25 protein-coding genes and 2 pseudogenes are annotated in these 21,985 nt (G+C 36.3%); 3 read left to right on the top strand and 24 right to left on the bottom strand.

Annotation, left to right across the window (positions count from 1 at the left end; all coding sequences use genetic code 11):
- Positions 1-2: 2 nt before the first annotated feature.
- The 3 genes from tnpB to tnpA are packed head-to-tail and all read right to left on the bottom strand — an operon-like array spanning position 3 to position 585.
- On the bottom strand, positions 3-191 hold the full coding sequence (gene tnpB, locus RH88_RS24135) for an IS66 family insertion sequence element accessory protein TnpB (protein WP_420895770.1): 189 nt from the start codon (positions 189-191) through the stop codon (positions 3-5).
- Positions 143-289 carry a hypothetical protein gene (locus tag RH88_RS23455; RefSeq protein WP_005597052.1) on the bottom strand — a complete coding sequence of 49 codons (147 nt, stop codon included), beginning with the start codon at positions 287-289 and terminating at the stop codon, positions 143-145. Before RH88_RS23455 ends, tnpB begins: the two co-directional genes overlap by 49 nt.
- Positions 286-585, bottom strand: a complete 300-nt coding sequence (gene tnpA / locus RH88_RS13875) for an IS66 family insertion sequence element accessory protein TnpA (RefSeq protein ID WP_005597051.1) — start codon at positions 583-585, stop codon at positions 286-288. The genes RH88_RS23455 and tnpA overlap by 4 nt, the downstream gene beginning before the upstream one ends.
- A 221-nt stretch (positions 586-806) precedes the next feature.
- Here tnpA and RH88_RS23950 point away from each other — a divergent pair, with 221 nt between their 5' ends.
- Both RH88_RS23950 and RH88_RS23030 read left to right on the top strand, forming a co-directional pair.
- Entirely contained in the window at positions 807-1,076 is a 270-nt protein-coding gene (locus RH88_RS23950) for an IS66 family transposase (protein WP_277422384.1), read from the top strand.
- 102 nt (positions 1,077-1,178) lie between these two features.
- A pseudogene (locus RH88_RS23030) lies at positions 1,179-1,519 on the top strand (IS1634 family transposase); the annotation flags it as partial.
- 164 nt (positions 1,520-1,683) lie between these two features.
- Here RH88_RS23030 and RH88_RS13870 read toward each other — a convergent pair.
- The 21 genes and pseudogenes from RH88_RS13870 to RH88_RS23930 all read right to left on the bottom strand — a co-directional run bounded on the left by RH88_RS13870 (position 1,684) and on the right by RH88_RS23930 (position 20,780).
- Positions 1,684-2,742 carry a DUF1972 domain-containing protein gene (locus tag RH88_RS13870; protein ID WP_005597049.1) on the bottom strand — a complete coding sequence of 353 codons (1,059 nt, stop codon included), beginning with the start codon at positions 2,740-2,742 and terminating at the stop codon, positions 1,684-1,686.
- A gap of 44 nt (positions 2,743-2,786) precedes the next feature.
- A complete protein-coding gene (locus RH88_RS13865) occupies positions 2,787-3,611 on the bottom strand; it encodes a glycosyltransferase family 2 protein (protein ID WP_005597047.1) in 825 nt (274 codons plus the stop codon).
- Position 3,612: 1 nt separating this feature from the next.
- Positions 3,613-4,812: a hypothetical protein gene (locus tag RH88_RS23450; protein ID WP_138944299.1), complete on the bottom strand. Its 1,200-nt coding sequence runs from the start codon at positions 4,810-4,812 to the stop codon at positions 3,613-3,615.
- Complete coding sequence (locus RH88_RS13850) at positions 4,813-5,859, bottom strand: glycosyltransferase family protein (protein ID WP_005597043.1); 1,047 nt, start codon at positions 5,857-5,859, stop codon at positions 4,813-4,815.
- Positions 5,860-5,879: 20 nt separating this feature from the next.
- A complete protein-coding gene (locus tag RH88_RS13845; RefSeq protein ID WP_005597041.1) occupies positions 5,880-7,106 on the bottom strand; it encodes a glycosyltransferase family protein in 1,227 nt (408 codons plus the stop codon).
- Between the two features lie 919 nt (positions 7,107-8,025).
- Positions 8,026-9,144: a non-hydrolyzing UDP-N-acetylglucosamine 2-epimerase gene (gene wecB / locus RH88_RS13840; RefSeq protein ID WP_005597039.1), complete on the bottom strand. Its 1,119-nt coding sequence runs from the start codon at positions 9,142-9,144 to the stop codon at positions 8,026-8,028.
- A gap of 102 nt (positions 9,145-9,246) precedes the next feature.
- Positions 9,247-10,491 (bottom strand): O-antigen translocase, encoded by a 1,245-nt coding sequence (locus RH88_RS13835; protein ID WP_005597037.1) that lies wholly within the window; start codon positions 10,489-10,491, stop codon positions 9,247-9,249.
- Between the two features lie 11 nt (positions 10,492-10,502).
- Positions 10,503-11,057, bottom strand: a complete 555-nt coding sequence (gene rfbC / locus RH88_RS13830; RefSeq protein ID WP_005597034.1) for a dTDP-4-dehydrorhamnose 3,5-epimerase — start codon at positions 11,055-11,057, stop codon at positions 10,503-10,505.
- 4 nt (positions 11,058-11,061) lie between these two features.
- Positions 11,062-11,943 (bottom strand): dTDP-4-dehydrorhamnose reductase, encoded by an 882-nt coding sequence (gene rfbD, locus RH88_RS13825; protein ID WP_005597032.1) that lies wholly within the window; start codon positions 11,941-11,943, stop codon positions 11,062-11,064.
- Positions 11,944-11,947: 4 nt separating this feature from the next.
- On the bottom strand, positions 11,948-12,829 hold the full coding sequence (gene rfbA / locus RH88_RS13820; protein ID WP_005597030.1) for a glucose-1-phosphate thymidylyltransferase RfbA: 882 nt from the start codon (positions 12,827-12,829) through the stop codon (positions 11,948-11,950).
- Positions 12,829-13,926 carry a dTDP-glucose 4,6-dehydratase gene (gene rfbB, locus RH88_RS13815; RefSeq protein ID WP_005597029.1) on the bottom strand — a complete coding sequence of 366 codons (1,098 nt, stop codon included), beginning with the start codon at positions 13,924-13,926 and terminating at the stop codon, positions 12,829-12,831. The genes rfbA and rfbB overlap by 1 nt, the downstream gene beginning before the upstream one ends.
- Positions 13,927-14,162: 236 nt before the next feature.
- Positions 14,163-15,266, bottom strand: coding sequence for a DegT/DnrJ/EryC1/StrS family aminotransferase (locus tag RH88_RS13810; RefSeq protein WP_005597028.1), 1,104 nt, complete (start codon positions 15,264-15,266; stop codon positions 14,163-14,165).
- A 2-nt stretch (positions 15,267-15,268) separates the two neighbouring features.
- Positions 15,269-16,219, bottom strand: a complete 951-nt coding sequence (locus RH88_RS13805; protein WP_005597026.1) for a GNAT family N-acetyltransferase — start codon at positions 16,217-16,219, stop codon at positions 15,269-15,271.
- Complete coding sequence (locus RH88_RS13800; RefSeq protein ID WP_005597024.1) at positions 16,216-17,166, bottom strand: glycoside hydrolase family protein; 951 nt, start codon at positions 17,164-17,166, stop codon at positions 16,216-16,218. Before RH88_RS13800 ends, RH88_RS13805 begins: the two co-directional genes overlap by 4 nt.
- A gap of 2 nt (positions 17,167-17,168) precedes the next feature.
- Positions 17,169-17,843, bottom strand: coding sequence for an acetyltransferase (locus tag RH88_RS13795; RefSeq protein WP_005597022.1), 675 nt, complete (start codon positions 17,841-17,843; stop codon positions 17,169-17,171).
- Complete coding sequence (locus tag RH88_RS13790; protein ID WP_005597020.1) at positions 17,836-18,246, bottom strand: sugar 3,4-ketoisomerase; 411 nt, start codon at positions 18,244-18,246, stop codon at positions 17,836-17,838. Before RH88_RS13790 ends, RH88_RS13795 begins: the two co-directional genes overlap by 8 nt.
- Positions 18,247-18,806: 560 nt before the next feature.
- Positions 18,807-19,523, bottom strand: a complete 717-nt coding sequence (locus RH88_RS23025) for an ISAs1 family transposase (RefSeq protein WP_160162588.1) — start codon at positions 19,521-19,523, stop codon at positions 18,807-18,809.
- 22 nt (positions 19,524-19,545) lie between these two features.
- Positions 19,546-19,677 (bottom strand): annotated as a pseudogene (locus RH88_RS23945) (ISAs1 family transposase); the annotation flags it as partial.
- A 102-nt stretch (positions 19,678-19,779) separates the two neighbouring features.
- Entirely contained in the window at positions 19,780-19,908 is a 129-nt protein-coding gene (locus tag RH88_RS23940; protein WP_005597016.1) for a hypothetical protein, read from the bottom strand.
- Between the two features lie 339 nt (positions 19,909-20,247).
- On the bottom strand, positions 20,248-20,394 hold the full coding sequence (locus tag RH88_RS23935; protein WP_005597013.1) for a hypothetical protein: 147 nt from the start codon (positions 20,392-20,394) through the stop codon (positions 20,248-20,250).
- A 65-nt stretch (positions 20,395-20,459) separates the two neighbouring features.
- Positions 20,460-20,780 (bottom strand): transcription termination/antitermination NusG family protein, encoded by a 321-nt coding sequence (locus tag RH88_RS23930; RefSeq protein WP_241212195.1) that lies wholly within the window; start codon positions 20,778-20,780, stop codon positions 20,460-20,462.
- 245 nt (positions 20,781-21,025) lie between these two features.
- On the opposite strand from RH88_RS23930, the gene rfaD reads away from it, so the two are divergent.
- Positions 21,026-21,967 (top strand): ADP-glyceromanno-heptose 6-epimerase, encoded by a 942-nt coding sequence (gene rfaD, locus RH88_RS13775; RefSeq protein ID WP_005597010.1) that lies wholly within the window; start codon positions 21,026-21,028, stop codon positions 21,965-21,967.
- Positions 21,968-21,985: the final 18 nt, after the last annotated feature.

The raw sequence follows: 21,985 nt of genomic DNA, 5'->3' as shown, positions 1-21,985 counted from the left end.
GCTCACACTTCTCGCCCATAAAGCGGCTGATGAGCCTTTGGATTTTCAAGATTTAGCCCTGATAATAGCCAGTTAAGTTGTTGAGTTGAGATGTGTATATGACCCGATACTGTCGGTTTTGGCCATTTAAATCGACCTTTTTCTAGTCGGCGATAATAAAGCCAAAACCCATTGGTATCCCAAAAGAGAATTTTGATTTTGTCTCGGCCACAATAAGAGACAGACCATCAATCGACTTCCTCATATCCGTAATGCCAGAGACAAGATAGATGGCACCACTTGGGATCATTGCAGTGCCTTCAGCCAGATTTGAATTTGGGTTAATGAAAGTGAGGTTGGCAACTCCGCTCTCAGTCCATTGGGTAGATGTAAAATCACAGCCTCCGAACCAAGAGATGGCAGATCACTCATGACCACTTGGTGGGCGACTTGTTCATCATCGGTTTGTTTGAGTTTTTTTAGCCAATAATGAAAAGTGGGATAGCTGATGTCGTGCTCTTTACAAAAATTGGGAACAGAAAGCTCGCTTTCTTGCTGCTTAGTGACGATAGCCGTCCAGTATTGGTGTTTTTCTGATTGAGTCATAGTTCCTCCAGTAGGTTAGAAAAACTATGACAAAGTCTTGCTGGGATTAGAATGTGGGGTTAATTGCGCGCTTACTTTTCAACGAGGATTTTGTCGAATGTTCACCCAAACCAAAAAACGTTCTTAGCCCCAAAATCGTAACTGTTCTCCTACGAGACCTTGACACCAAAGTTCTGTGACCTAGTTAACTTGATCCCATATCCAACTTGAGTGATCTTTTCGTGGGGGCAATCTGGAAAAAACAAGGAGCTCAACCCGGGCATAAAGGCCAATGCCGCAACCTCATCGCTGAAGATCCTATGCTCTGGCGTTTTATGGATGACTCCGAATGTCTAATTACGAACAATGCTGCAGGGCGAGTTCTTCGAAATTGCATATTGATGAGAAAGTGCTGTTATGTAACTCGTTCATATCGTGGAGGCCTGTTCCGTGGGCGGATGTTCTCACTTATCGAGACCGCTAAACTTCAACAGCTCTCAGCTTATAAATAGCTGCATGCAATCGTCGAACATCATATGCTCAAAGTGGATTATCAAACGCCAGCATTCTTATCGTAAACCGTCGTCAATAGCTCACGGATGAATAGTTACACTGAGCATTACAAATCCCAACAAAAGGTCGAGCGCGGGTCTCGCTTTTGGTAAAGCCCTGGGTTCCTAACTTCATCCATCTTTCTAAAGAAACCGCAGCGTATTGAGGTGCTACTGATGATATGAGCCTAAGCCTCCTCGTTTACGCAAGTTTAAAGCACAAAATCAGAGCGCAGCTCGACAAAGTGGAAGAGCTCTTCTCGAGTATGGTGAAGAAGAAAACAACAACTAAACCAACAGCGCGCTGGGTATTCTTAAAATTCGAAGGCATCTACGCACTCTAATTAGGAAGTCATTGCTTCATAACCGGACTCCAAGAGCATCAGACCCGGCTACTCAAATGACTTAATTCTTTATATGAGCAATTTATTCCTAAATTGGCTGCGGAAACTCGGATTTAAGCGACAACAGTATTAATACTAGCATTGTTATTCGATGTAAACGCAAGTTCCAACATAATAAATGAAGTAAAGTTAACGGTTTGATCAATCAAACTTTAACAATGTAATTAATAAGTTGCTTCATAGGAAGACGAAATAATATCCCAGGTATATCTTTGACTGGCAATATTTTTCATGTCTTCAGCCATAGCAAGCAAATTTTCGCGTTTCTCTGGATCTTCTAGCATTAACTCATACAAATCGTTTGCATCTTTAAAATAAAATGCTTTATCTCCTGTTGTATAACGATTAAACAAACAGTCAAAAGCATATATAGGCATTGAAAATTGCATAGCTTCTACAAGAGAAGGATTAGTCCCCCCTGCAGAGTGCCCGTGTACGTAGCCTGCACAACGTGCCCGGAGCTGAAATAGTTCAGTCAGGTCATATATAGGATCCAAAAGTTGAATATTACCAATCATTGAATATTTCGCTTTCAAATTCCGGCCATAAACACTGTTGTTCCAATTGCCTACGAACTTCAATGGGTAACCAGATTTTTCAAATGTTTTCAAAATCATATCAACATTATTCTCCGGCTCTATCCTACATATAGATAGATAATAATCTTCCTTCTTAACCCCTGCCAAGTCTCCAGTTATCACATGATCACCTCCATAAGCTATAGTCTTACTACTAACTTGATATTCTTTTGCTACATAGTCACCAATAGCCTGATTATCTGTGATGATAACGTCTGAAAATTTAACTGCTAATTTCTCGGATAATTTCAGAAATTTTCTAGCTAGAGAAGACCATTTATCACGCTTCCATTCTAACCCGTCGATATTAGTTACAATTTTAGATCTACTAAGTAGCTTAAAAACAGGCAAAAAAATGCAACCAGAGACACCAAGAATAAGGACTGTATCGGGTTTTTTTATCACACAAAGTAGCAAACTAAATATGTCATAAAAGACACTTTGTATTCCATTCGCTTTAATTGGGATGTAAGTCAACTTTACATTATTATAGCTTGGTTCCTTCTTGCCGTAAGCTGCGGACGAACAGAAAACTTCATAGCAAATATTATTCGATGAATTAAGTACTATATTCTCTACCAAAGTTTCGAAACCACCATAACATGCAGGAATACCAACGGTTCCTATAACTGCTACTCTTTTCATTTTTTCCCTTAACACAAATTTAAATTCAATGCAAAATTAGCCACTCATTTAACGCGCGACTTTAAAAAAAGACAAATTTTTATTTTAAAAAATTTCAACATTGACAACTCATATTCCTTGCACATTTCAAAATACATCTTTCTATTTTTAAAAAAATTATTAAAAATCTTTTTAAAAACATTTCGTATTGTATTTGAGTCTGCGCCCACAACATTACTACCATGCTGTCTGTAATAAACAAAAGTGTCATTTATATAAACAACTTCTCCATATTTCTTTGCTAAGACAGATAGCCACTGGTCATGAAAAAATGCATCTGGGCAATTAGTAGATAACGCAAGATTTCTCAGTTCACGATTAAAACACATAGTACAACCGGTAACCATGCTAAAGGTTAGAAAATTATGCCAATGAACAAAAAAAGATTCCTTTATTCCTCTTTTTCCCCAATATGTTTCATCAAGACTTCTACCAACCTCATTAACGAGAAGCAAATCAGTAAAAAGTAGACGCGGTATTACTGAATTCGATCTATCTGACTTCATAATTTCAACAATCGACTTTTGTATTTTATCCTTTCTCCAAATATCATCTTGATCGCAAAAGAAATAGTAATCTGCATCGACTTCAGACAACATTTTCAAAAAGCTATGTTTTGCTCCCATGTTTTGGCCGGAACTATTAGATATCTTTACATTAACATTATTTTTCCTGAGATTATCAATCATAAATGTAGTATTATCTATTGAACCGTCATCTCTTATATAAATGTCGAAATCAAAATTCGTTTCTTGATCAAATAAAGAGGAAACTTGCTCGAGCAAAAATTTCTCCCCATTATATGCTGACAACAGAATTGCTATTTTCATCCTAATTCCTAGTGTGTGCTTTGATTGAATCCGCCGAAAGAAAATTAATATAAATGATCATTACGACCATCAAAGAATACCCCGCCCCCAAATAAAAAGGCCTTTGTAGTAGCATCAAGCACATCAATAAAGATACAAATATTTCGTTTTTTACCCACACTTGTTTAAAAAAGCTTCTTAATAACATAGCAAACAAAAAAAACTGAACAATAAGCCCCATCAAACCAAATTGTAGTATTGGAGTAATAGGAGATGCCCCCATATCACCATAGATGTGCCATAGCATTTTCTCATTTCCAAATAAATTATCGTATCCAGTATATATAACTTCTGGTTTTTCGCTAATTAATGAAATAAAATTCAACACTTGCTTTACTCTATTGTTATCGAATATTGCTTCAGAAGAAAGTGAAAACCTATCGAGTAAATGATCTAAAAACACTTGCCCGCTAACAAAGTAAAAAATAAGAAAGCTTGAAATTAATAATATTGCAACCCCCCTTTGCCTACTAGTCAAAGATATTAAAACGAAGCTTACCAATACAATAAAGTGCATTACACTAAGAGTAATACACCCTAAAAATAAAATGAAAAAGCTATGTTTATTATCCATATTTAATAGTAGACGACCGAAGCAAACAAAACATAAGAAAAATGAATAGGCACCTGGCTCATCATAAATAAATCCCGGCCTAATTATATTACCGTTCCATACATTAGAAAAAGATGCTATGTGAAAATAACTAATTCTTCCATCTAGCAGAGGGAAAGAATAAGATGATTCTCCTCCAACGTATGCATAAACAAATGATAATATTGAACAAGCCAAAGAAAGATAGGAAAAGATGGTTAAGCATTTAAATATACACACACAATCTCGTCGACTGGGCTTTAATAAACAAAAAGTCAATGAAGATAGTAATATTAGTGAAAAGCTTTTTAGAAAAACCAATGATTCTTTAAACAATCCAAGACTCAAGGTGGAAATAAAAAAAATCAACACCATAAATATCGAATTAACATTAACCTTCGAGTGAAAAAGCAAATGACGTGACAATATAAACAAAAGAGAGGAACAAAACCAAACATTTCCTTTAATCTGGGTTAAATAGCCAAATGGCTGACTCCAGCTAATTGCAACTGCGAAAATCAACAAAAACATAGTAAATTTTGTTGTACTATAGTTTTCTTGAAGAATCATTTATAAACCCAAATCCCTAAGCAGGTTAGTTAAGTCAACTTTACCATTTATACTTAACTCAATTAGATTTTTTTTCAGCTCTTTATTGTCGAACGAATCTAATGCCAATTTATTGTAGTCAAAATTTTGGTAATGAATACTCTTCATTCCCAAATCTTCAAAATCACCAATTGAGCAATCCCCAACAATCGGCACCAAATCAGAATTTATATACTCTATCAACTTTGTTGGACATGCTACTTGGTTTATCACAACGTCATCACGGATTATTAAACCAAAATGAGACTTGTTATATTCCGTGAATATTTCTTCTGGGGTCCCTGTTGATATAGTAACATTATCCATCAGAGTAATATCTGGATAGCTCGTTATAAAATCGCTCGGCGAAGGAAAGTATAGTTTGTAATTTAACCTTTTTTCATTTCGAATAAAACTCACCATTTTATCTATACATTGCCATTTTTGCATGCCTCCAGCATAGATAGCGGTTAATTTAGAGTCCTTACCAAGAGATGACTTGGTAATAATAGAAAATATTGGGACAACTATGAACCTTTTCTCAGATTGTCGATATTTTTTAGAAAAATGACTAGCCATCTTTCTTGTCACAACAACGTTCATTTTACTCTTTTTTACCGAAATCATCTCTATCCACCTATATAAGATTGATTTCCCATTTTTATTTATAAGGTTCAACTCTTCGGGTACAACACCATGGAGGTCAAGTATAATATTGTTAGAAAAGAAAAAAGCAGGTATTACTTTTACTGACTCAAAAACCGAATGTACATATACAACAGGTTTCTTTAGGATAAGAAAAAGAGATACAAATAGAGAATAAAGAAAATAATTCAATCTAACTTCAATTACTCCTTCAGCAACATTGAGTATTCGAGGTATAAAATTACCTCTGACAGTTAAATCTATATAACAACGAGAAACATCACTAATAATTGAATCAATCGCTTTAACTCTTTGCTGTTTTCCTTCTTTTTCATTTTTAATTGATGGAAAAGAATTTATCACATAAACTTCGCTTTTCAACATAGATTGCCTTTGAAAATAATCTAACGGTTAATTTTTATTATTTGATCTTTATATTTTTTAAATAAATCCCACGACTTCAACAGGGAAATTTTATCATCTATTTTTTTAACATCTTTTAAGTATAGCTCGCAATCTAGAATAGCTTTTTCAACTTTATTAATTGCGGTTTCGATCGAATGATTCTCATCATGGTGTTTTTTACATCTCTCTCCAATCTCAGCACTATTTTCTTTAAGTTGACTTAGTATACTAGGCATGGTGTGACCTAAGCTATGCAACAAACTATCCTTATCGATTATATCCCCTAAGGAATAACCTTCGCGTTGAAAAATCCAGATGAACCTATAATTTTCTGGATAATCTGAAAGGCAGCCATCTATATTTACTGTTGGTATAGCTAAGCTTGCGCCATCTAAAGCAGATGTGCCATTAGCAAATAGAATATCAGCTTTACGTACAAGTAATTCTTTGGCTTCATGTGACGGCATTACGCCATAAAATTCCATGTCTAGCTCTAAACTTGATATGTATTTTTTTAGATCATCAAATAATACACCATCGCCAATAATGTTAACTTTTATGTTTTGGTTTAATTTAGACAACTCTTTGCAAGTGTACATTATTGGTGGAACCTTACAATCTGACAATCTAGAAAGGAAAAAAACTTCTATTTTGTCTGAACTATTATCAAAGGTCCTATATTCTAGCTTCTTTCCATCAGTAAACACCGGAATATAATTTTCATTGATTTTCAATTTATATTCCTTTTCAATAGACAGCCTGCTTGCAGAGTCCATACAATATAGGCCTTTTTTTCTATTAAAAAGTTCAATCCTTTCTTTCATTAACTTCCAATCTAACAGCAATATTTTTCGCAAAAAATTATTATATATTTTAGACAAGACAGGGAATTTGATAAATCGCTCAGAGAAGATATACATGTTATATACATGCACTGACCAGAATATAACTCTACTATTTTTTGTTGGCAAAATCCAATTGAAAATATCAGAATATTTATTCGCGGTAGTGATAAGTATGTCGAAATCCACCTCTTGCGGTGAATATTTTTCAGACTTTACAATCTTTATATTTTCATGTTCAACAATCTTAGAAATAGTTCCATTGTCAACATCTATAACGGTTATTTTACAACCCTTCCTGCTCAATATTATTGCTACCCTAGACAGCAGTAACTCAGCGCCACCATAAAGATGACTTGGATAAAAAAACGCTATGCTATTCACTTTTCACCTTTAATTTAACTTTAAACAGAGCTGATTAATATATACCTACGATCATTATATGTTCGAGTTTAGCAAAGCCGAAAAATATATACTATATATCATAAATCTATATATTTAGAGTAAGCACTTAAAATAGGCGTGTCTGCCATTAGTAATAGTCGAATCGAAATTCCTATTAAAGCGCATAATATCATGGTTATGTTACTAGACAATGAATGCTCATTAATATATTCATATGGTATTCAAAACTATTGTACGCACCACTTTTTTAATCATTAAGTATATATAGACTCAACTATCTGAGCCCTTAAAGTTCTCTAAACTTTCCCTTTCTCTCGTTTTCGGTCAGCATCTTGAACGCAAGTGTAGTCAGTCTAGACAAAAGTTAACACTTTACGTTCACCAATTTTTTAAACTTGATTTATCTTATCGAGTACATTTCCAATAGTAAGGTCTGGCTTTCAGTCATACCTCCCTTCCAGATACCCCCCCCCCGGTGCAGCATCGAAATAACACTACTTAGCTTCAATAAATTATCTAGACCTCAAATATAGTGGTATTAATCACTACCACTTTGAATATGCACCCTAATAAGATTCAGTAATAGGAAAGCTTCAGCAACATATATGGCATGTTGCACATTTCACGTTCAAATAACTAATAAGTTTTATGGCAAGTAGCCAAAAAACTTATTAATTTCTCTATGTTTATGAGCATCCAACTAAATGTGCAAATCATATGATAGATTTACAGTGAAAATATATATCAAATCATGTGTCATGACAAAACATACTAATCAATTTTATCTATTAGATGCTGACATATTAAGTTAGATAAAGTTAATTATATTTAGCCGACTTTATCTAACAACAAATAAAAGAAATGCATAAAATTAAAAAATAACACAATTAACCCTATATCATTCTGCGATTGCATCTAATATTTTATTACATGCAAAACCATCACCATAAGGGTTGTGTGCAAAAGATACTTTGTCATATTCTTCTTGATCTGTTAATAATACATTTAGACTTTCAACGATTTTTTCTACCTCAGTTCCCACTAATCTAACCGTACCAGCTTTAATCGCCTCTGGTCGCTCAGTAGTATCTCGCATAACCAATACTGGTTTTCCAAGAGATGGAGCCTCTTCTTGAATACCCCCAGAGTCAGTTAGAATTATATGTGAACGTCCCATCAAGTAAATAAATGACAGGTATTGTTGAGGTTCAATTAAGTAAATGTTATCTATCTTAGATAACATTCTATTAACTGGCTCTCGCACATTAGGATTCATATGCATTGGATATAATATCTGGATATCCGGATGTTTGTGCGCAACCTCAGCTAGAGCTTGACAAATTCTTTCAAATCCATCACCAAAACTTTCTCGTCGATGCCCGGTTACCAGTATTAATTTTTTATTTCTATCTAAATAGGGAAATTGACTATCTAAACTTTCACTTAACTTTTCATCTCGGTCAATCTTATCCTTAACCATAAGAAGAGCATCAATAACTGTGTTTCCAGTAATATATATATCATCTGGTGTTACGTTTTCAGAAATTAGATTATCTTTGGAGCATTTTGTTGGCGCAAAGTGATATTTTGTAATCACACTAGTTAAACGTCTATTTGCTTCTTCAGGCCAAGGGGAGTATATATTACCAGTACGAAGGCCTGCTTCTACATGGCCTACAGCTATTTTTGCATAGTAAGCAGCTAAGCTTGCTGCGAATGTTGTCGCTGTATCACCATGAACTAAGATAATATCAGGTCTAAAATCTTTAAATACAGACTCTAATCCCAACAATATTTGAGTGGTAACTTCATTCAGAGTCTGCCCTGATTTCATAATATTTAAATCATAGTCAGGAGTTATTTCAAAAAGATGCAATACCTGATCTAACATTTCCCTATGTTGTGCAGTAACACAACATTTCGCATCGAAACGTTCATCTTTGTTTAACATATCAACAAGTGGAGCCATTTTAATTGCTTCGGGTCTTGTGCCAAAGATTGTTAATATTTTTTTCATATTTTTACCGATTGAATTTAATTACGACTAATTTGATTTATAGCATATATAAATCAATTACTAAGTTTAAATGAATGGGTTTTTAAACTCAGTTTACGGAATTTAATTAAAAACTTGCTTTCTCATTAATAACATAATAAAAAACATATACAAAATGTAATTAAGTGCATAGGCGTATGTAGCGCCGACAATACCAAATTTGTCGATAAGTACAATTGATAAGATAACAAAGCTAAAAGAAAAAACGACTTCAGTTATGATAAACATTTTACTCATAGCTTTTGCCAGCATCAAATATGCAACCAGCCAAGACGATATCTTAAAAACATCGCCAATTAACTGCCACTTAAATAGCATCCGCATAGGTTTAAATTCATCGTTAAATAAAAACCATATGATAAAGTCCTTTAGGAGGTATATCGTACCTGAAAGAAGAATAACTAAAGGAATAAGGATAAAATACCCTTTTTTTAATTCACTCCTAAGCTCCATCTTGTTTTCTATTTCTGACAACCGGGGTAGGAAGTAAGTAGATAGAGCTGTTGTTATTACCATTAAATACATCGATGATATATAGTTAATAGCTTGCCAATAACCAGCAGCATTCCATGAAATCGACTCTGCAATATAATTCCTTACCACCATCAAAGATACTGGCGCAGTAAAAGCAGTGACCAATGCCATTAAAGAATAGCTAAATAATTTTTTTGATTGATTCTCGTTGAATTTATCTCTGAAATTTTCAAAAATAATAAACTTATGATTTCTTAGTTTCCAAAGAATAACAAAAAGAATTACTGACTGGTTGGTAACCATAGCAATTAACGCACCATCCAACCCAAGAAAAACAATGAACAACGTACTAAAAACTAAACTGTAGCAACTTTGAATTATATTAATGGATATAAATGTTTTTATTTCCTTTAATCCATTTAATATTGACAATAATAATTGATTTATTGAAAAAAGAACTATAGTAAAAGCTAGAACAAAAAAAACATAACTAAATTCACAAGTATTAAAAACATACTCAGATATATAACTAGAAAAGACAAAAAGAAATAAACTAATGATTGATGAACATATCAGCGTTATTTTTAATGCATTACTCCATAATAACCTTCTTACCGAGAGATCATTATTTTCTGCAGTGTATTTTACTACCCCTGAATTAATTCCTCCCTGAGATAATACTTGAATTATACCCAGACAGTTCTGCAATTGTCCAATTGTAGCTAGGCCTGATGGTCCAATGAATATGGACACAAATTTGTTTATCACAAGAGCTGATAAGAGCTTTACTCCAGTAGCAACGAATGAAAGAAATGATGTTTTTATTAAGTTCACAACAACCTATTCTACCTTAAAGAATCTAAGTTTTGGAGTTTCAATGATAGTGCGTTACTGTCTTTTAATGACAAAATAGGCTGGTCGGAAATCGGCCAATCAATATCAATACTTGGATCATCCCATTTTATTGAAGCTTCATATTTAGGATTATAATAATCCGTACATTTATAAACAAACTCGGCTTCATCGCTCGTCACATAAAAACCATGTGCAAAACCTTCAGGCACCCATAATTGACGTTTGTTCTCAGCAGATAAATACTCTCCTATCCATTGACCAAACGTTGGAGAACTCTTTCGAATATCTACTGCCACATCAAATACCTCACCGGACACTACACGAACAAGCTTACCTTGTGTGTTTTCGGTTTGGTAATGCAAACCACGTAAAATCCCTTGTCTAGATTTGGAATGGTTATCTTGTACAAAGTGCGTCGGCTTCCCCGTCACCAATTCTTCAAATTGCTTTTGATTCCAGGTTTCCATAAAAAAACCACGCTCATCACCAAATACACTTGGCTCTATAATTTTTACATCAGGAATGCGAGTATCAATCACTTTCATTTTATTAACCTGTATACGCTTGAATATTCTTTAGCGCTGCCTTCCAATTACTCGCTTCTACACAGAAACCAGCAATGATTTTTTCGTTACTCAAGCGAGAGTTACTTGGACGCTTTGCTGTTGTCGGGTACTCATCAGTAGTAATACTTGTTAAGGTTAGCTCTTTTTCAAGAACCTTTTGCTCAACAGCAGCACCAAAAATAGCCTTGGCAAAATCAAACCAACTTACATGTGGTAAACCTGAGTAGTGGTAAACACCGAATTCAACGACATCACCTTGATTAATACGCTTAGCAATCTGAATAAGTGTATTAGCAATATCGCCCGCATAAGTAGGTCCACCAAACTGATCACCAACAATACTTAATGCGTCTCTGTTTTCTCCTAAACGCAGCATGGTTTTCACGAAATTATTGCCGCTCTCACCAAATACCCATGCAGTGCGAAGGATAATGTGTTTATCACACGCTTGCGCCACGGCAATTTCGCCGGCGAGCTTGCTTTTACCATAAACCCCTTGTGGGTTCGTAGTATCAGTTTCCACATATTCGCCCTTTTTGTTACCTTCAAAGACATAATCAGTCGAGATATGCAGTATTGCAGCACCAACACTCTGAGCGGCTTTCGCTAAATATTTAGGACCATCACAGTTTATCGCGTAAGAAAGGTCGACTTCCTCTTCAGCTTTATCAACCGCGGTATGTGCCGCCGCATTGATAATAATAGTTGGTTGAAACTCGGTCACAGCAGAGTAGACCGCCTCTTGATCAGTAATATCAAGATGCTCTCTATCCAAAGCGCTTACTGTAATATTTTCGTTGTTGGTCAATTGCTGAGTTAGGCAAGATCCTACTTGACCATGGCAACCAGTAATGAGTACTCGCATCATTTTACCGCCTTGTTTGAGTTTCGCTAACTAGTCGTGTTAAGTATTGGCCATATTCATTTTTCATCATAGGCTTAGCCAGCGTCAATACTTGCTCATCACTAAGCCAGCCGTTGCGCCATGAGATTTCTTCTAGGCATGCGACTTTTAAACCTTGAACATTCTCAATCGTTTGTACGAAAGACGAAGCTTCATGAAGGCTTTCGTGCGTGCCTGTATCTAACCACGCAAAACCACGACCAAGTAGCTCTACATTTAATGAGCCGTCGTTTAAGTACATTTCGTTTAGTGTCGTAATTTCTAGCTCACCACGATGAGATGGCTTCACTTGTTTCGCCATCTCAACTACTCGGTTATCGTAAAAATACAAGCCTGTTACGGCATAGTTAGATTTTGGCGATTCTGGCTTCTCTTCAATCGAGATAGCCTTCATTTCATCATTAAATTCGACCACACCAAAACGTTCCGGGTCTTTTACTTGGTAACCAAATACGGTTGAGCCTGACTCTCGGGAAGCAGCGCTTTGTAGTGTTTTTGAAAAAGATTGGCCGTAGAATATATTATCACCAAGCACTAAACAGACGCTGTCATCACCAATAAACTCTTCACCAATAATAAAAGCTTGGGCCAACCCATCAGGACTCGGTTGAATCGCATACTCTAGATTAATACCGAAATGAGAGCCATCACCAAGCAGGCGCTTAAAACTGGCATTGTCTTCTGGCGTCGTGATGATTAAGATATCTTTAATTCCAGCGAGCATTAATGTTGAGATTGGGTAAAACACCATAGGTTTGTCGTATATAGGCAATAACTGTTTAGATACGCCGCGAGTCAATGGGTATAAGCGAGTGCCAGAGCCACCCGCAAGAACAATACCTTTCATTACTTCTTCACCTTTGATTCTGTTGTTTCTACACCCAAACGCTCACGATGGTAGCTACCATCTTGTACATTTTGGCACCATGTTGAATTGTCTAGATACCATTGCACCGTTTTACGGAGACCGGTTTCAAACGTCTCTTCTGGTATCCAATCTAGTTCACGTTGCATTTTCGTTGAGTTAATAGCGTAACGTCTATCATGACCCGGACGATCTTGAACATAAGTGATCTGGTCTGCATACGCTGACTCTTTCGGTACTAGCATATCTAGGATCTCACAGATCGTATTGACGACTTCGAGGTTTTTCTTTTCGTTGTGGCCACCAATATTATATGTCTCACCCACTTTACCTTCAGTCACTACTTTGTAGAGCGCTCGTGCGTGGTCTTCGACAAATAGCCAGTCACGAATTTGGTCGCCTTTACCGTAGATAGGGAGGTCTTTTCCTTCCAACGCATTTAGGATAACTAATGGGATCAGCTTTTCAGGGAAGTGATAAGGGCCATAGTTATTTGAGCAGTTAGTGACGATAGTTGGCAGGCCGTAAGTACGCAACCATGCGCGAACTAAATGATCACTTGATGCTTTTGAAGCAGAATATGGACTAGATGGCTCATAAGATGTCGTCTCCAAGAACATTGGAAGCTCTGTGCCCGTAGGAGCTTCATCAGGGTGTGGCAGATCACCATAGACTTCATCTGTAGAGATATGATGAAAACGAAACTCTGACTTTGCATTTTCTTCAAGTGTATTCCAATACTCTCGTGTAGCTTCCAGTAACGTGTATGTTCCAAGTATATTGGTTTCAATAAATGCAGCAGGCCCAGTTATAGAACGATCTACGTGCGACTCCGCAGCTAGGTGCATTACCGCATCAGGTTTGTGCTGAGAAAAAACACGCTCAAGCTCTGAACGATTGCAGATATCCACTTGCTCGAACACATAACGTTCGTTCGAATCAACCTCCACAAGTGATTCTAAGTTACCTGCATAAGTGAGTTTGTCGACATTGATTACGCTGTCAAACGTATTATTAATAATGTGACGAACAACAGCAGAACCGATAAAACCGGCGCCACCTGTAACAAGTATTTTCATTATTTATCTCTATTTTTATCAACTATATTTATGATGAGTTCTAAGTTGACCATTATTATCCAAGCTTCACTGCGTATAAAAGGCTTACAAACATTCAAGTGCTAGCACGACAGTATTCACTTCAAACCTTTACCTTTAAATGATATAAACACATTTAAACGTCCATAGATGCATAACTCGAAAGACCTATATTTACACAATAAAGCCAGTTTTACAGAACAAATATAACAACCCTATCAGTTAGAGAAGTTATTAATCAAGTCAATGCAATATTGAGCATCCTCATCTTTAAGAACAGAACTGATAGGCAAGCTTAAGACTTGATTATGTAAATTTTCACTAATAGAAAGCCGTTCATCACACCACTCAGAATATGCATCTTGCTTATGCGGAGGAATCGGGTAATGAATCAATACTTGAACACCATTGTCATTCAGATATTGATGCAACTCTTGACGATAGGCCGTTTTTATAACAAAAAGATGCCAAACGTGCCCATCAGTATTAATAACTTCAGGAAGTTTAATTAAAGGATTATTTATGCCTTCTAAGTATTTCTTTGCTATAGCTTGTCGTAATCTTGTTTCTTTATTTAAAAACCTAAGTTTAACACGCAACATAGCTGCTTGAATTTCATCCAGCCGACTATTTACGCCTTTATACTTATTTCTATATTTTTCATGTGAACCATAATTACGTAAAGCACTTAAAATCTCAAAAAGCTCGTAATCATCTGTTGTAATAGCCCCAGCATCACCTAACGCACCAAGATTTTTTCCTGGGTAAAAACTAAATGCTCCAGCATCTCCCCAAGTTCCAGATTTTTTTCCATTAATTGTTGCACCATGTGCCTGTGCACAATCCTCGAGTATTAATAAATCATATTTTTCAGCTAACAGTCGAATATCTTGCATCGGTGAAATTTGGCCATACAAATGCACAGGAAGAATTACTTTTGTTTTATCCGTAATTGCAGCTTCAATACCCTTGGCAGTCAAGTTAAATGTATTAGCATCTGGTTCAACAAGAACTGGTGTTAAATTATTTTCTGAGATTGATAGAATTGATGCGATATAAGTATTAGATGGTACAATCACCTCATCGCCATCACTAAGTTTACCCAATTCTTTCCATGCCCTCAGTGTTAAAATCAGTGCATCTAAACCATTAGCAACACCAACGCAATATTTACTTCCACAATAGTTGGCAAACTCTTTTTCAAACTCAGATAGCTCATTTCCCATAATGTACCAACCAGAATCTATGACTCTTGAGCAAGCATCTTTTAGTTCTTTATGATATTGTTGATTTATTTCTCTTAAATCTAAAAATGGGATCATATTTATACCAGTGAATAAAACTTATGACTAACCGAACCAGCTCCAAATTGTCTCTTAAAACGGTAAAGAGTTTGGTTCAAAACCTTGCCTTGCTCTTCATTTGACGTTCCAAATGCAAGGTATCGTAATTTTTCTTGTTTTTGTATAAAACTCATAGCATTCTCAAAGAGAAAGTCAAGAGCACCTAAATCATAACCACTAGGTGATGATGTTATATACTGAGCATGCATAGTATGATTGATAAAAAAGAACAGCACTCCAGCTATTACTTTTCTGTTGGCATCTAAAACAGACCAGAGGACTATGTTATCGGGAAAACGTTGGTGTAAATTCCTTATTTCATCAAGAGTATGGACTGGCTCCGCTCCATGTTTAGATGCTAAATTTGACAATAATATATTGTAAAAATCCTCTATTTTTTCAAAATCATAATTAACCTCCAATGAAGCCTTTACCGCCTTCTTATAGCATCTTTTTCTCTGGTTACTTACTTTTAAGCGAGCATCTTTATCAATAATGGCATTAATATCAACCCTATCCAAGTTTGCATTCATCCGAAATAATGCATAAATATCATCTTCATCATTGGTGGCTTGATAAACACTCGGGGTACATTTGTAAATCAAACTTTCGTAGCCATTGTCCTTATAAAAACCAACGATAGCTCCCAATATTTCTATAGTTTTCTCACCATAAACAGAGGGGTCACTAATTAAACCACCATAAGTAGCACCAACATGGCTAATGACTTGCTTATCATTATTTGGTGCTTCCGCAGCAGGCAGAACGGCCAATAACTTATTTTCTTCATATACCATAACAGACCGATCAATAAATCTACTTTTATGGTAGCTCAGAAAGTGACGGCTGTGTAAGAAAGTAGCTTTGTGAGATGTCCCAACAAAATTATCCCATGTGGTCAGGCGTTCTTCAGAGTAAAATTCTATGTTCATAAGATAATATCTTGTTTAGTAATCACCTTGCCCTCGATAACCTCAGCAACACCAACTCCACCAGCTCCCATAAAGTTGCCGCTGTAAAACATTAATTGCTTACCAGAGCCATTGTCAATAATCTTGGGATAAGCTGTATTTACCGAATCCCAACCATGGGCACTTTTTAGTTCTGGAAAGTCTTCATCATTTCGATTCCACTCAAAACCATCGGTAGAATAAGCTAAGCCTGGCTCATAGTAATCAAGATCGTCCGTTCTTCCTCGAGTGTAGAGCATGACATAACCATCTTCAGATTCATAAACTGTTGGTTTACCTAACCTATACTCACATCCTTTAGTACTCACACATATTCTTTCATCACTAAATGTCATTGCATCTAAGTTGAATTCTGCACAATATGTTTCGTATTGAGGATAGTAATTATCGCCAATTTTTTCCCATCCATCACCAACAGCGTAATAAGCGAGAAGTTTATTCTCTACTTTATTTACACTGTGGATCGCTTTGATGGTTGATGCATTATATGCCCTATCAAGTATTGGCGTTTTTCTAAATCTTTCGAAGCTATTTCCACCGTCTTTTGATATGGCTAGTCCAGAAAAAGCCAAGAACTTAGCTTTCTTAACCATCTGGAATCCAACATAAAACATAAACACTTGACCATCGATAACTTTGATATCACCTAATATCATTCCATTATCATCAAAACAACCGCCCTCACCAATATCTAACACTGGTGTTTTTGATATGTTTTTTATATGTTGTGGATTTTTTGAATCTACGTCTATAAATCCAATACGAGACACACCGTCAGCATCTCTAAATCCTACAAAAACCCTAATAGTATCTTTATCTAACAAAAAGGGGGTAGGGGTTATTATGCCATTTATTTGCCAATCAGCTATCGGTGAAAAATCTATTTTCCCTATTTTGTTTATTTTCATTCTTAGAGCTCCACATCAAATGCTGATTTACGAGGGAAAGGCTTTGCTGGATTGCCCACATAAATAGTTTCCGCTTGCTTCAAATGCTTAGTAACTACCGCGCCGGAGCCTAAAATACAGTTTTCAGCTAATGAAGTTCGATCATTGCATGTTGAGTTAACACCAACAAAACTCCCACTCCCGATTTCACAGTAACCTGAAATAACAGCGTGAGAAGTAATAAAACAATTTTCTCTTATAATTGTACGATGCCCAATATGATTACCACTCCATAAAATAACATTATCCTCTATAGTAACGAACGGTTGGACGGTGTTATTTTCGAAGATAAAACAGTTCTCACCAATAATAGCATTATGCCATACAAATGAATGGGAACTGACATATGTCGCAAAGGTATACCCTTTATTTTTCAATTCATTAAATAATTTAGTTCTAGTTCGATTCAAATCAGTTGCAGGTATAGCCACAAAAACTTCAAAATCAATTGGTGGATATTTATCACATAGCGTTTCAAGCTCTACTATTGGCTTGCCACATAGGCTAGTATTTTGAATAAAATCTTTATGCACCGAAAATGCAACCACCTCATAATCTGAATCATGAGTGAAATACTCATAAGCAATCAGAGCAAACTCCCCTGCCCCTACAATAACTAACTGTTTTCCTTTAGACATAAATTTCCCCCACCTTTTCTAAGAACATGTTGTAATTACGTATATAATCAGATTCATCAAAATAATCACTAGCTAAGACCATTAATACGCAATCTTCGGAGAAGTCATGCATCTCTCGCCACTTGTAATTATCTATATATAACCCAATATTGGGAGAATCTAGCACAATTGACTCTCGACATTTACTGTCATCTAAGATAAACCGACATGAACCTCTCAGACAAATAGCGACTTGTTGTAATTTTTTATGTGCATGAAAACCACGAGCTACACCTTGCTCAGTATTAAAGATATAGTAAACACGTTTGATATTAAAAGGTATGTTTTTATTTTGTTCAAGTGAGACCAAACTCCCTCGCTCATCACCCAACAAATCGAACTCTATCGTTTTTATTAAACTCATTATTCACCTTCATACAAATCGATAAAATATTGCCATAGTTGTTATTTAAGCACTCAACTCAAATGGCTATTACTTGAGGCAGAGCGAGATATTCAAGCCTATGTCCTCCGAAGGCTCGCGAAAACAAGAAAGGACTCTAACTCCCCTTTCACCGTTTTCTTTTTACCCTTGACCCCACCTTAGATGTTTCTAACATCAGTAGGTGTACGCCATATTCCGCATTGCAGCTAAGCTTTCAAGCATGGCAATTTAAAAATTTCATCGTCCATCATTCCCAAATACCTAATTTTACTTTAATAGGAATCGCACTTCCCCCCAAAAAAACAAAACTCTCTCGGAACTAAATATTTAACGCGCATTTTAATTAGCGCCGTTCTAATGCCCCTACCATGTCCACAAGCTTAATAAAGTTCATGCACACTTGACGAATTCGAGATAAATTTCTGGATGCGTGCTTGTAGGTAATTCGGCTATCGTCTTCATTCATTACGGTGTCCAACCACCAGTGCATACTTTCACCCCCCAGTGACCTCGACATAAAGCTCCAAATTCTTTCGCTTTCATTTTTTAGATGAAATGAAGTACCTAATGCCAACACTCCTTGAATCATCGCCTTTCTTTTGCTGGTAAGTTGCCGCCACACATAAGCTTTTTAAACCTTTCCATTTAACAGTAAAATCGCCAAACTTCTCTGTGAACAGGATAACTATATAGCTTCTAAGCACCTTACGACCACGTTTACCGATTTCTTCCTCTTCATAAGCATATTCAGAATAATCGCTTAATTGCCCCAATGAAAAGTTATCTGTGAAGACTTTATGAAGGCTAGGTTGGTTGTCTTTCACAGATATTACATAATCACCTTTTCTATCAACAATCAGCTCTGCTATCGAACATTGACAGCCCATAGCATCCAGACTAATTACTCTGCCTTTAACCCGGAGCAATTTGAGCAGCTCTTGAATGGTCGTTATTTCGTTCGATTTAGAGCTCGTTATGAGTTGCCCGAAAACCAAACCTGTATCGAAAGAATAAGCATTCACCATATGTGTCAGGCATTTCTTCTCTCTGTTATCATACGTACCTTTCAAGGACTTTCCGTCAATGGCTATATGTATGGTTTCTAATAACTTTTCATGTTGAACCTCATTACACCATCGAGTAAAACAAAGAGAAAATTCATCTGGGTCAACCAATCCAATAATCCGAGCCATTATATCTTGGCTTGGAATACCTGATAAATAAGGACTGAACTTTCTAAACCATTCTAAGTTCAAGAAAAAATCATGAACATCCCCGTCAATAAAGGCTTGCCAGAACCTTTAAAAGATACTCACAATTCATCGCACACATGGCTCTTTTATGTTTAGTACTCGCTTTGAGAATCGTTTCACTCTTCAGCATGTTGAAACATATTTGCCTGATCCTAGCTGACCACATTGAAAAATCGAGTGCCTAACAAGCCACGAAGCCTTTAAGCATAGGCATGTTGATGATTTTTTCCTAATTCTAAGTTCTCTTCACCAAACGCTTCTATTTCATCCCACATAGCATAGCGGTCACCACTTGGAACATCACTTCGAAGAAGTCATAAGTGATTTTTCGTTCCTGACGACTATCACTCAATATGTTAAAATGGTCTTTGAATCCGTCGTAATTCATCTTTTTAATCTCACTCTGTTACCTGAACAGTATAAGATCACGTCAGATCATCGCAACGTCATAAAGGTGGTCATGAGAGACTCTGTTGGAAAGGTAATTTTTTCCAAAAATGAAGTGCAAAATTTAACCGATTTCATCTCAGTCTTTTTTACTACCTGAGACACTTTTTATTCATTTTGAGACACTCTATTTTAGACTATCCCTTATAAAACCTAGATTTTGCGATCCTTTTTAAAACCGCCCCAATAGGCTCGTTTACTTTCAAAACACGCTACCGCCCTTAGGTTGCAACCCCTAAAAGCTGATAGTTTTACCGTATTGTTTTGACTGAATCTCGGTTTACTTAGCAACTAATTCAATAGAGCCATTATCAACGCTCAGTTTTACTTGTTTATTTAGCAACTCAATAAGCAAGATACTTCGCTGTTCACTTTCCGCTTCTAAAAAAATAGCAGCTACATCTTCATAGCTACCATCGCTGAACATGACTCGGTCACCATTTTGTATCGTTAAATCAATGGCATGATCTTTTAGGTTTTTGGCTTCTTCAATTAGGCTATAACCATCTGTGGCTTGCCAGCAAAATTAACAAAACCATAAACACCAAAGGTATTATTCACTTTTGATGCATAGTTTGAAGAAATATCTAAATGAACAAAAAGATAACCAGGAAACAACGCTTCTTGTTTAAGTGTCGTTTTACCGCGACTCGTTTTTAGAACGCCGATGGTAGGGTAGTAAGAGGTAATCATTTGATTGCTAAAGTTCAAGCTTGCACGCTGCTCCTGCTTCGATTTACAACGAACAAGAAACCAACGCTTACAATCACTTGATGCTGAATATATCTCATCCATTATTGCTGAGCTCGACATCCTGTTACTTACCCTTATGTCATTTACAAACTAAAAATCATCTACGTCACAGAACTAGCTCAATTTTACATGAAAGAAATTTAAAAGACCACCTTCCTCCCCTGATAGCGTATGTAAAAACACCAACAAAAAAAACACTATAAATACATGATTTTTAATAACTAAAATTACATATTTTCATCAATGGCTTATGTCGTCATGGTAATGATATACTTATATAAATAATATCATTTTCAGGTAATCCAATGATCATCGTAACTGGCGGCGCTGGCATGATTGGCAGCAATATTATTAAGGCACTAAACGAACAAGGCATAACTGACATTCTGGTTGTCGACAACCTTAAAAATGGCAAAAAATTTCAAAACCTTGTTGATCTCAACATCGCTGATTACATGGATCGTGATGATTTTCTTGTGCAGATTATGTCAGGTGAGAACTTCGGTCCAATTGACGCTATTTTCCATGAAGGTGCATGCTCAGCCACCACTGAGTGGGATGGCAAATACATGATGCTCAATAACTATGAGTATTCTAAAGAATTGCTTCACTACTGTTTAGAACGTGAAATTCCATTCCTATACGCTTCATCAGCAGCAACCTACGGCGAAACCGACACCTTTATTGAAGAGCCGCAATATGAAGGTGCGCTCAACGTATACGGCTACTCAAAACAGCAGTTCGATAATTACGTACGTCGAATCTGGCAAGATGCCGAAGTGCATGGTGAAACACTGCCTCAAATTACCGGTTTCCGCTACTTCAACGTTTATGGCCCTCGCGAGCAGCATAAAGGTTCGATGGCCTCAGTTGCCTTTCACTTAAACAATCAAATGAATGCAGGCGAAAACCCAAAACTGTTCGCTGGCAGTGCGACCTTCCAACGCGATTTCGTTTATGTTGGCGATGTTGCAGCAGTAAACCTCTGGTTTATGGAAAACGGCGTGTCTGGGATCTTTAACCTAGGAACTGGCAATGCGGAATCTTTTGAGGAAGTCGCTAAAGCGGTGATCAAGCATCACGGTAAAGGTGAAATGGAAAACATTCCATTCCCTGAGCATTTAAAAGGTGCATATCAAGAATTTACCCAAGCGGATTTAACTAAACTTCGTGCGGCTGGTTGTGATCATGAATTTAAAACGGTTGCGGAAGGCGTTGCAGAATACATGGCGCTGATTAATCGTTAATATCGATAGTGTAAAAAC

It is taken from the genome of Vibrio scophthalmi LMG 19158 (assembly GCF_000222585.1).
GTDB lineage: Bacteria > Pseudomonadota > Gammaproteobacteria > Enterobacterales > Vibrionaceae > Vibrio > Vibrio scophthalmi.
The sequence above is the reverse complement of the archived record's forward strand: the minus strand, read 5'-3'. Positions and strand labels throughout refer to the sequence as shown.

Coding starts and splice junctions, on each gene's coding strand:
- RH88_RS23455 (WP_005597052.1), bottom strand. CDS start 289: ATGATCCCAAGTGGTGCCATCTATCTTGTCTCTGGCATTACGGATATG.
- tnpA (WP_005597051.1), bottom strand. CDS start 585: ATGACTCAATCAGAAAAACACCAATACTGGACGGCTATCGTCACTAAG.
- RH88_RS13870 (WP_005597049.1), bottom strand. CDS start 2,742: ATGAAAAGAGTAGCAGTTATAGGAACCGTTGGTATTCCTGCATGTTAT.
- RH88_RS13865 (WP_005597047.1), bottom strand. CDS start 3,611: ATGAAAATAGCAATTCTGTTGTCAGCATATAATGGGGAGAAATTTTTG.
- RH88_RS23450 (WP_138944299.1), bottom strand. CDS start 4,812: ATGATTCTTCAAGAAAACTATAGTACAACAAAATTTACTATGTTTTTG.
- RH88_RS13850 (WP_005597043.1), bottom strand. CDS start 5,859: ATGTTGAAAAGCGAAGTTTATGTGATAAATTCTTTTCCATCAATTAAA.
- wecB (WP_005597039.1), bottom strand. CDS start 9,144: ATGAAAAAAATATTAACAATCTTTGGCACAAGACCCGAAGCAATTAAA.
- rfbC (WP_005597034.1), bottom strand. CDS start 11,057: ATGAAAGTGATTGATACTCGCATTCCTGATGTAAAAATTATAGAGCCA.
- rfbD (WP_005597032.1), bottom strand. CDS start 11,943: ATGCGAGTACTCATTACTGGTTGCCATGGTCAAGTAGGATCTTGCCTA.
- rfbA (WP_005597030.1), bottom strand. CDS start 12,829: ATGAAAGGTATTGTTCTTGCGGGTGGCTCTGGCACTCGCTTATACCCA.
- rfbB (WP_005597029.1), bottom strand. CDS start 13,926: ATGAAAATACTTGTTACAGGTGGCGCCGGTTTTATCGGTTCTGCTGTT.
- RH88_RS13810 (WP_005597028.1), bottom strand. CDS start 15,266: ATGATCCCATTTTTAGATTTAAGAGAAATAAATCAACAATATCATAAA.
- RH88_RS13805 (WP_005597026.1), bottom strand. CDS start 16,219: ATGAACATAGAATTTTACTCTGAAGAACGCCTGACCACATGGGATAAT.
- RH88_RS13800 (WP_005597024.1), bottom strand. CDS start 17,166: ATGAAAATAAACAAAATAGGGAAAATAGATTTTTCACCGATAGCTGAT.
- RH88_RS13795 (WP_005597022.1), bottom strand. CDS start 17,843: ATGTCTAAAGGAAAACAGTTAGTTATTGTAGGGGCAGGGGAGTTTGCT.
- RH88_RS13790 (WP_005597020.1), bottom strand. CDS start 18,246: ATGAGTTTAATAAAAACGATAGAGTTCGATTTGTTGGGTGATGAGCGA.
- RH88_RS23940 (WP_005597016.1), bottom strand. CDS start 19,908: ATGAATTACGACGGATTCAAAGACCATTTTAACATATTGAGTGATAGT.
- RH88_RS23935 (WP_005597013.1), bottom strand. CDS start 20,394: ATGTTCAGCGATGGTAGCTATGAAGATGTAGCTGCTATTTTTTTAGAA.
- RH88_RS23930 (WP_241212195.1), bottom strand. CDS start 20,780: ATGTCGAGCTCAGCAATAATGGATGAGATATATTCAGCATCAAGTGAT.
- rfaD (WP_005597010.1), top strand. CDS start 21,026: ATGATCATCGTAACTGGCGGCGCTGGCATGATTGGCAGCAATATTATT.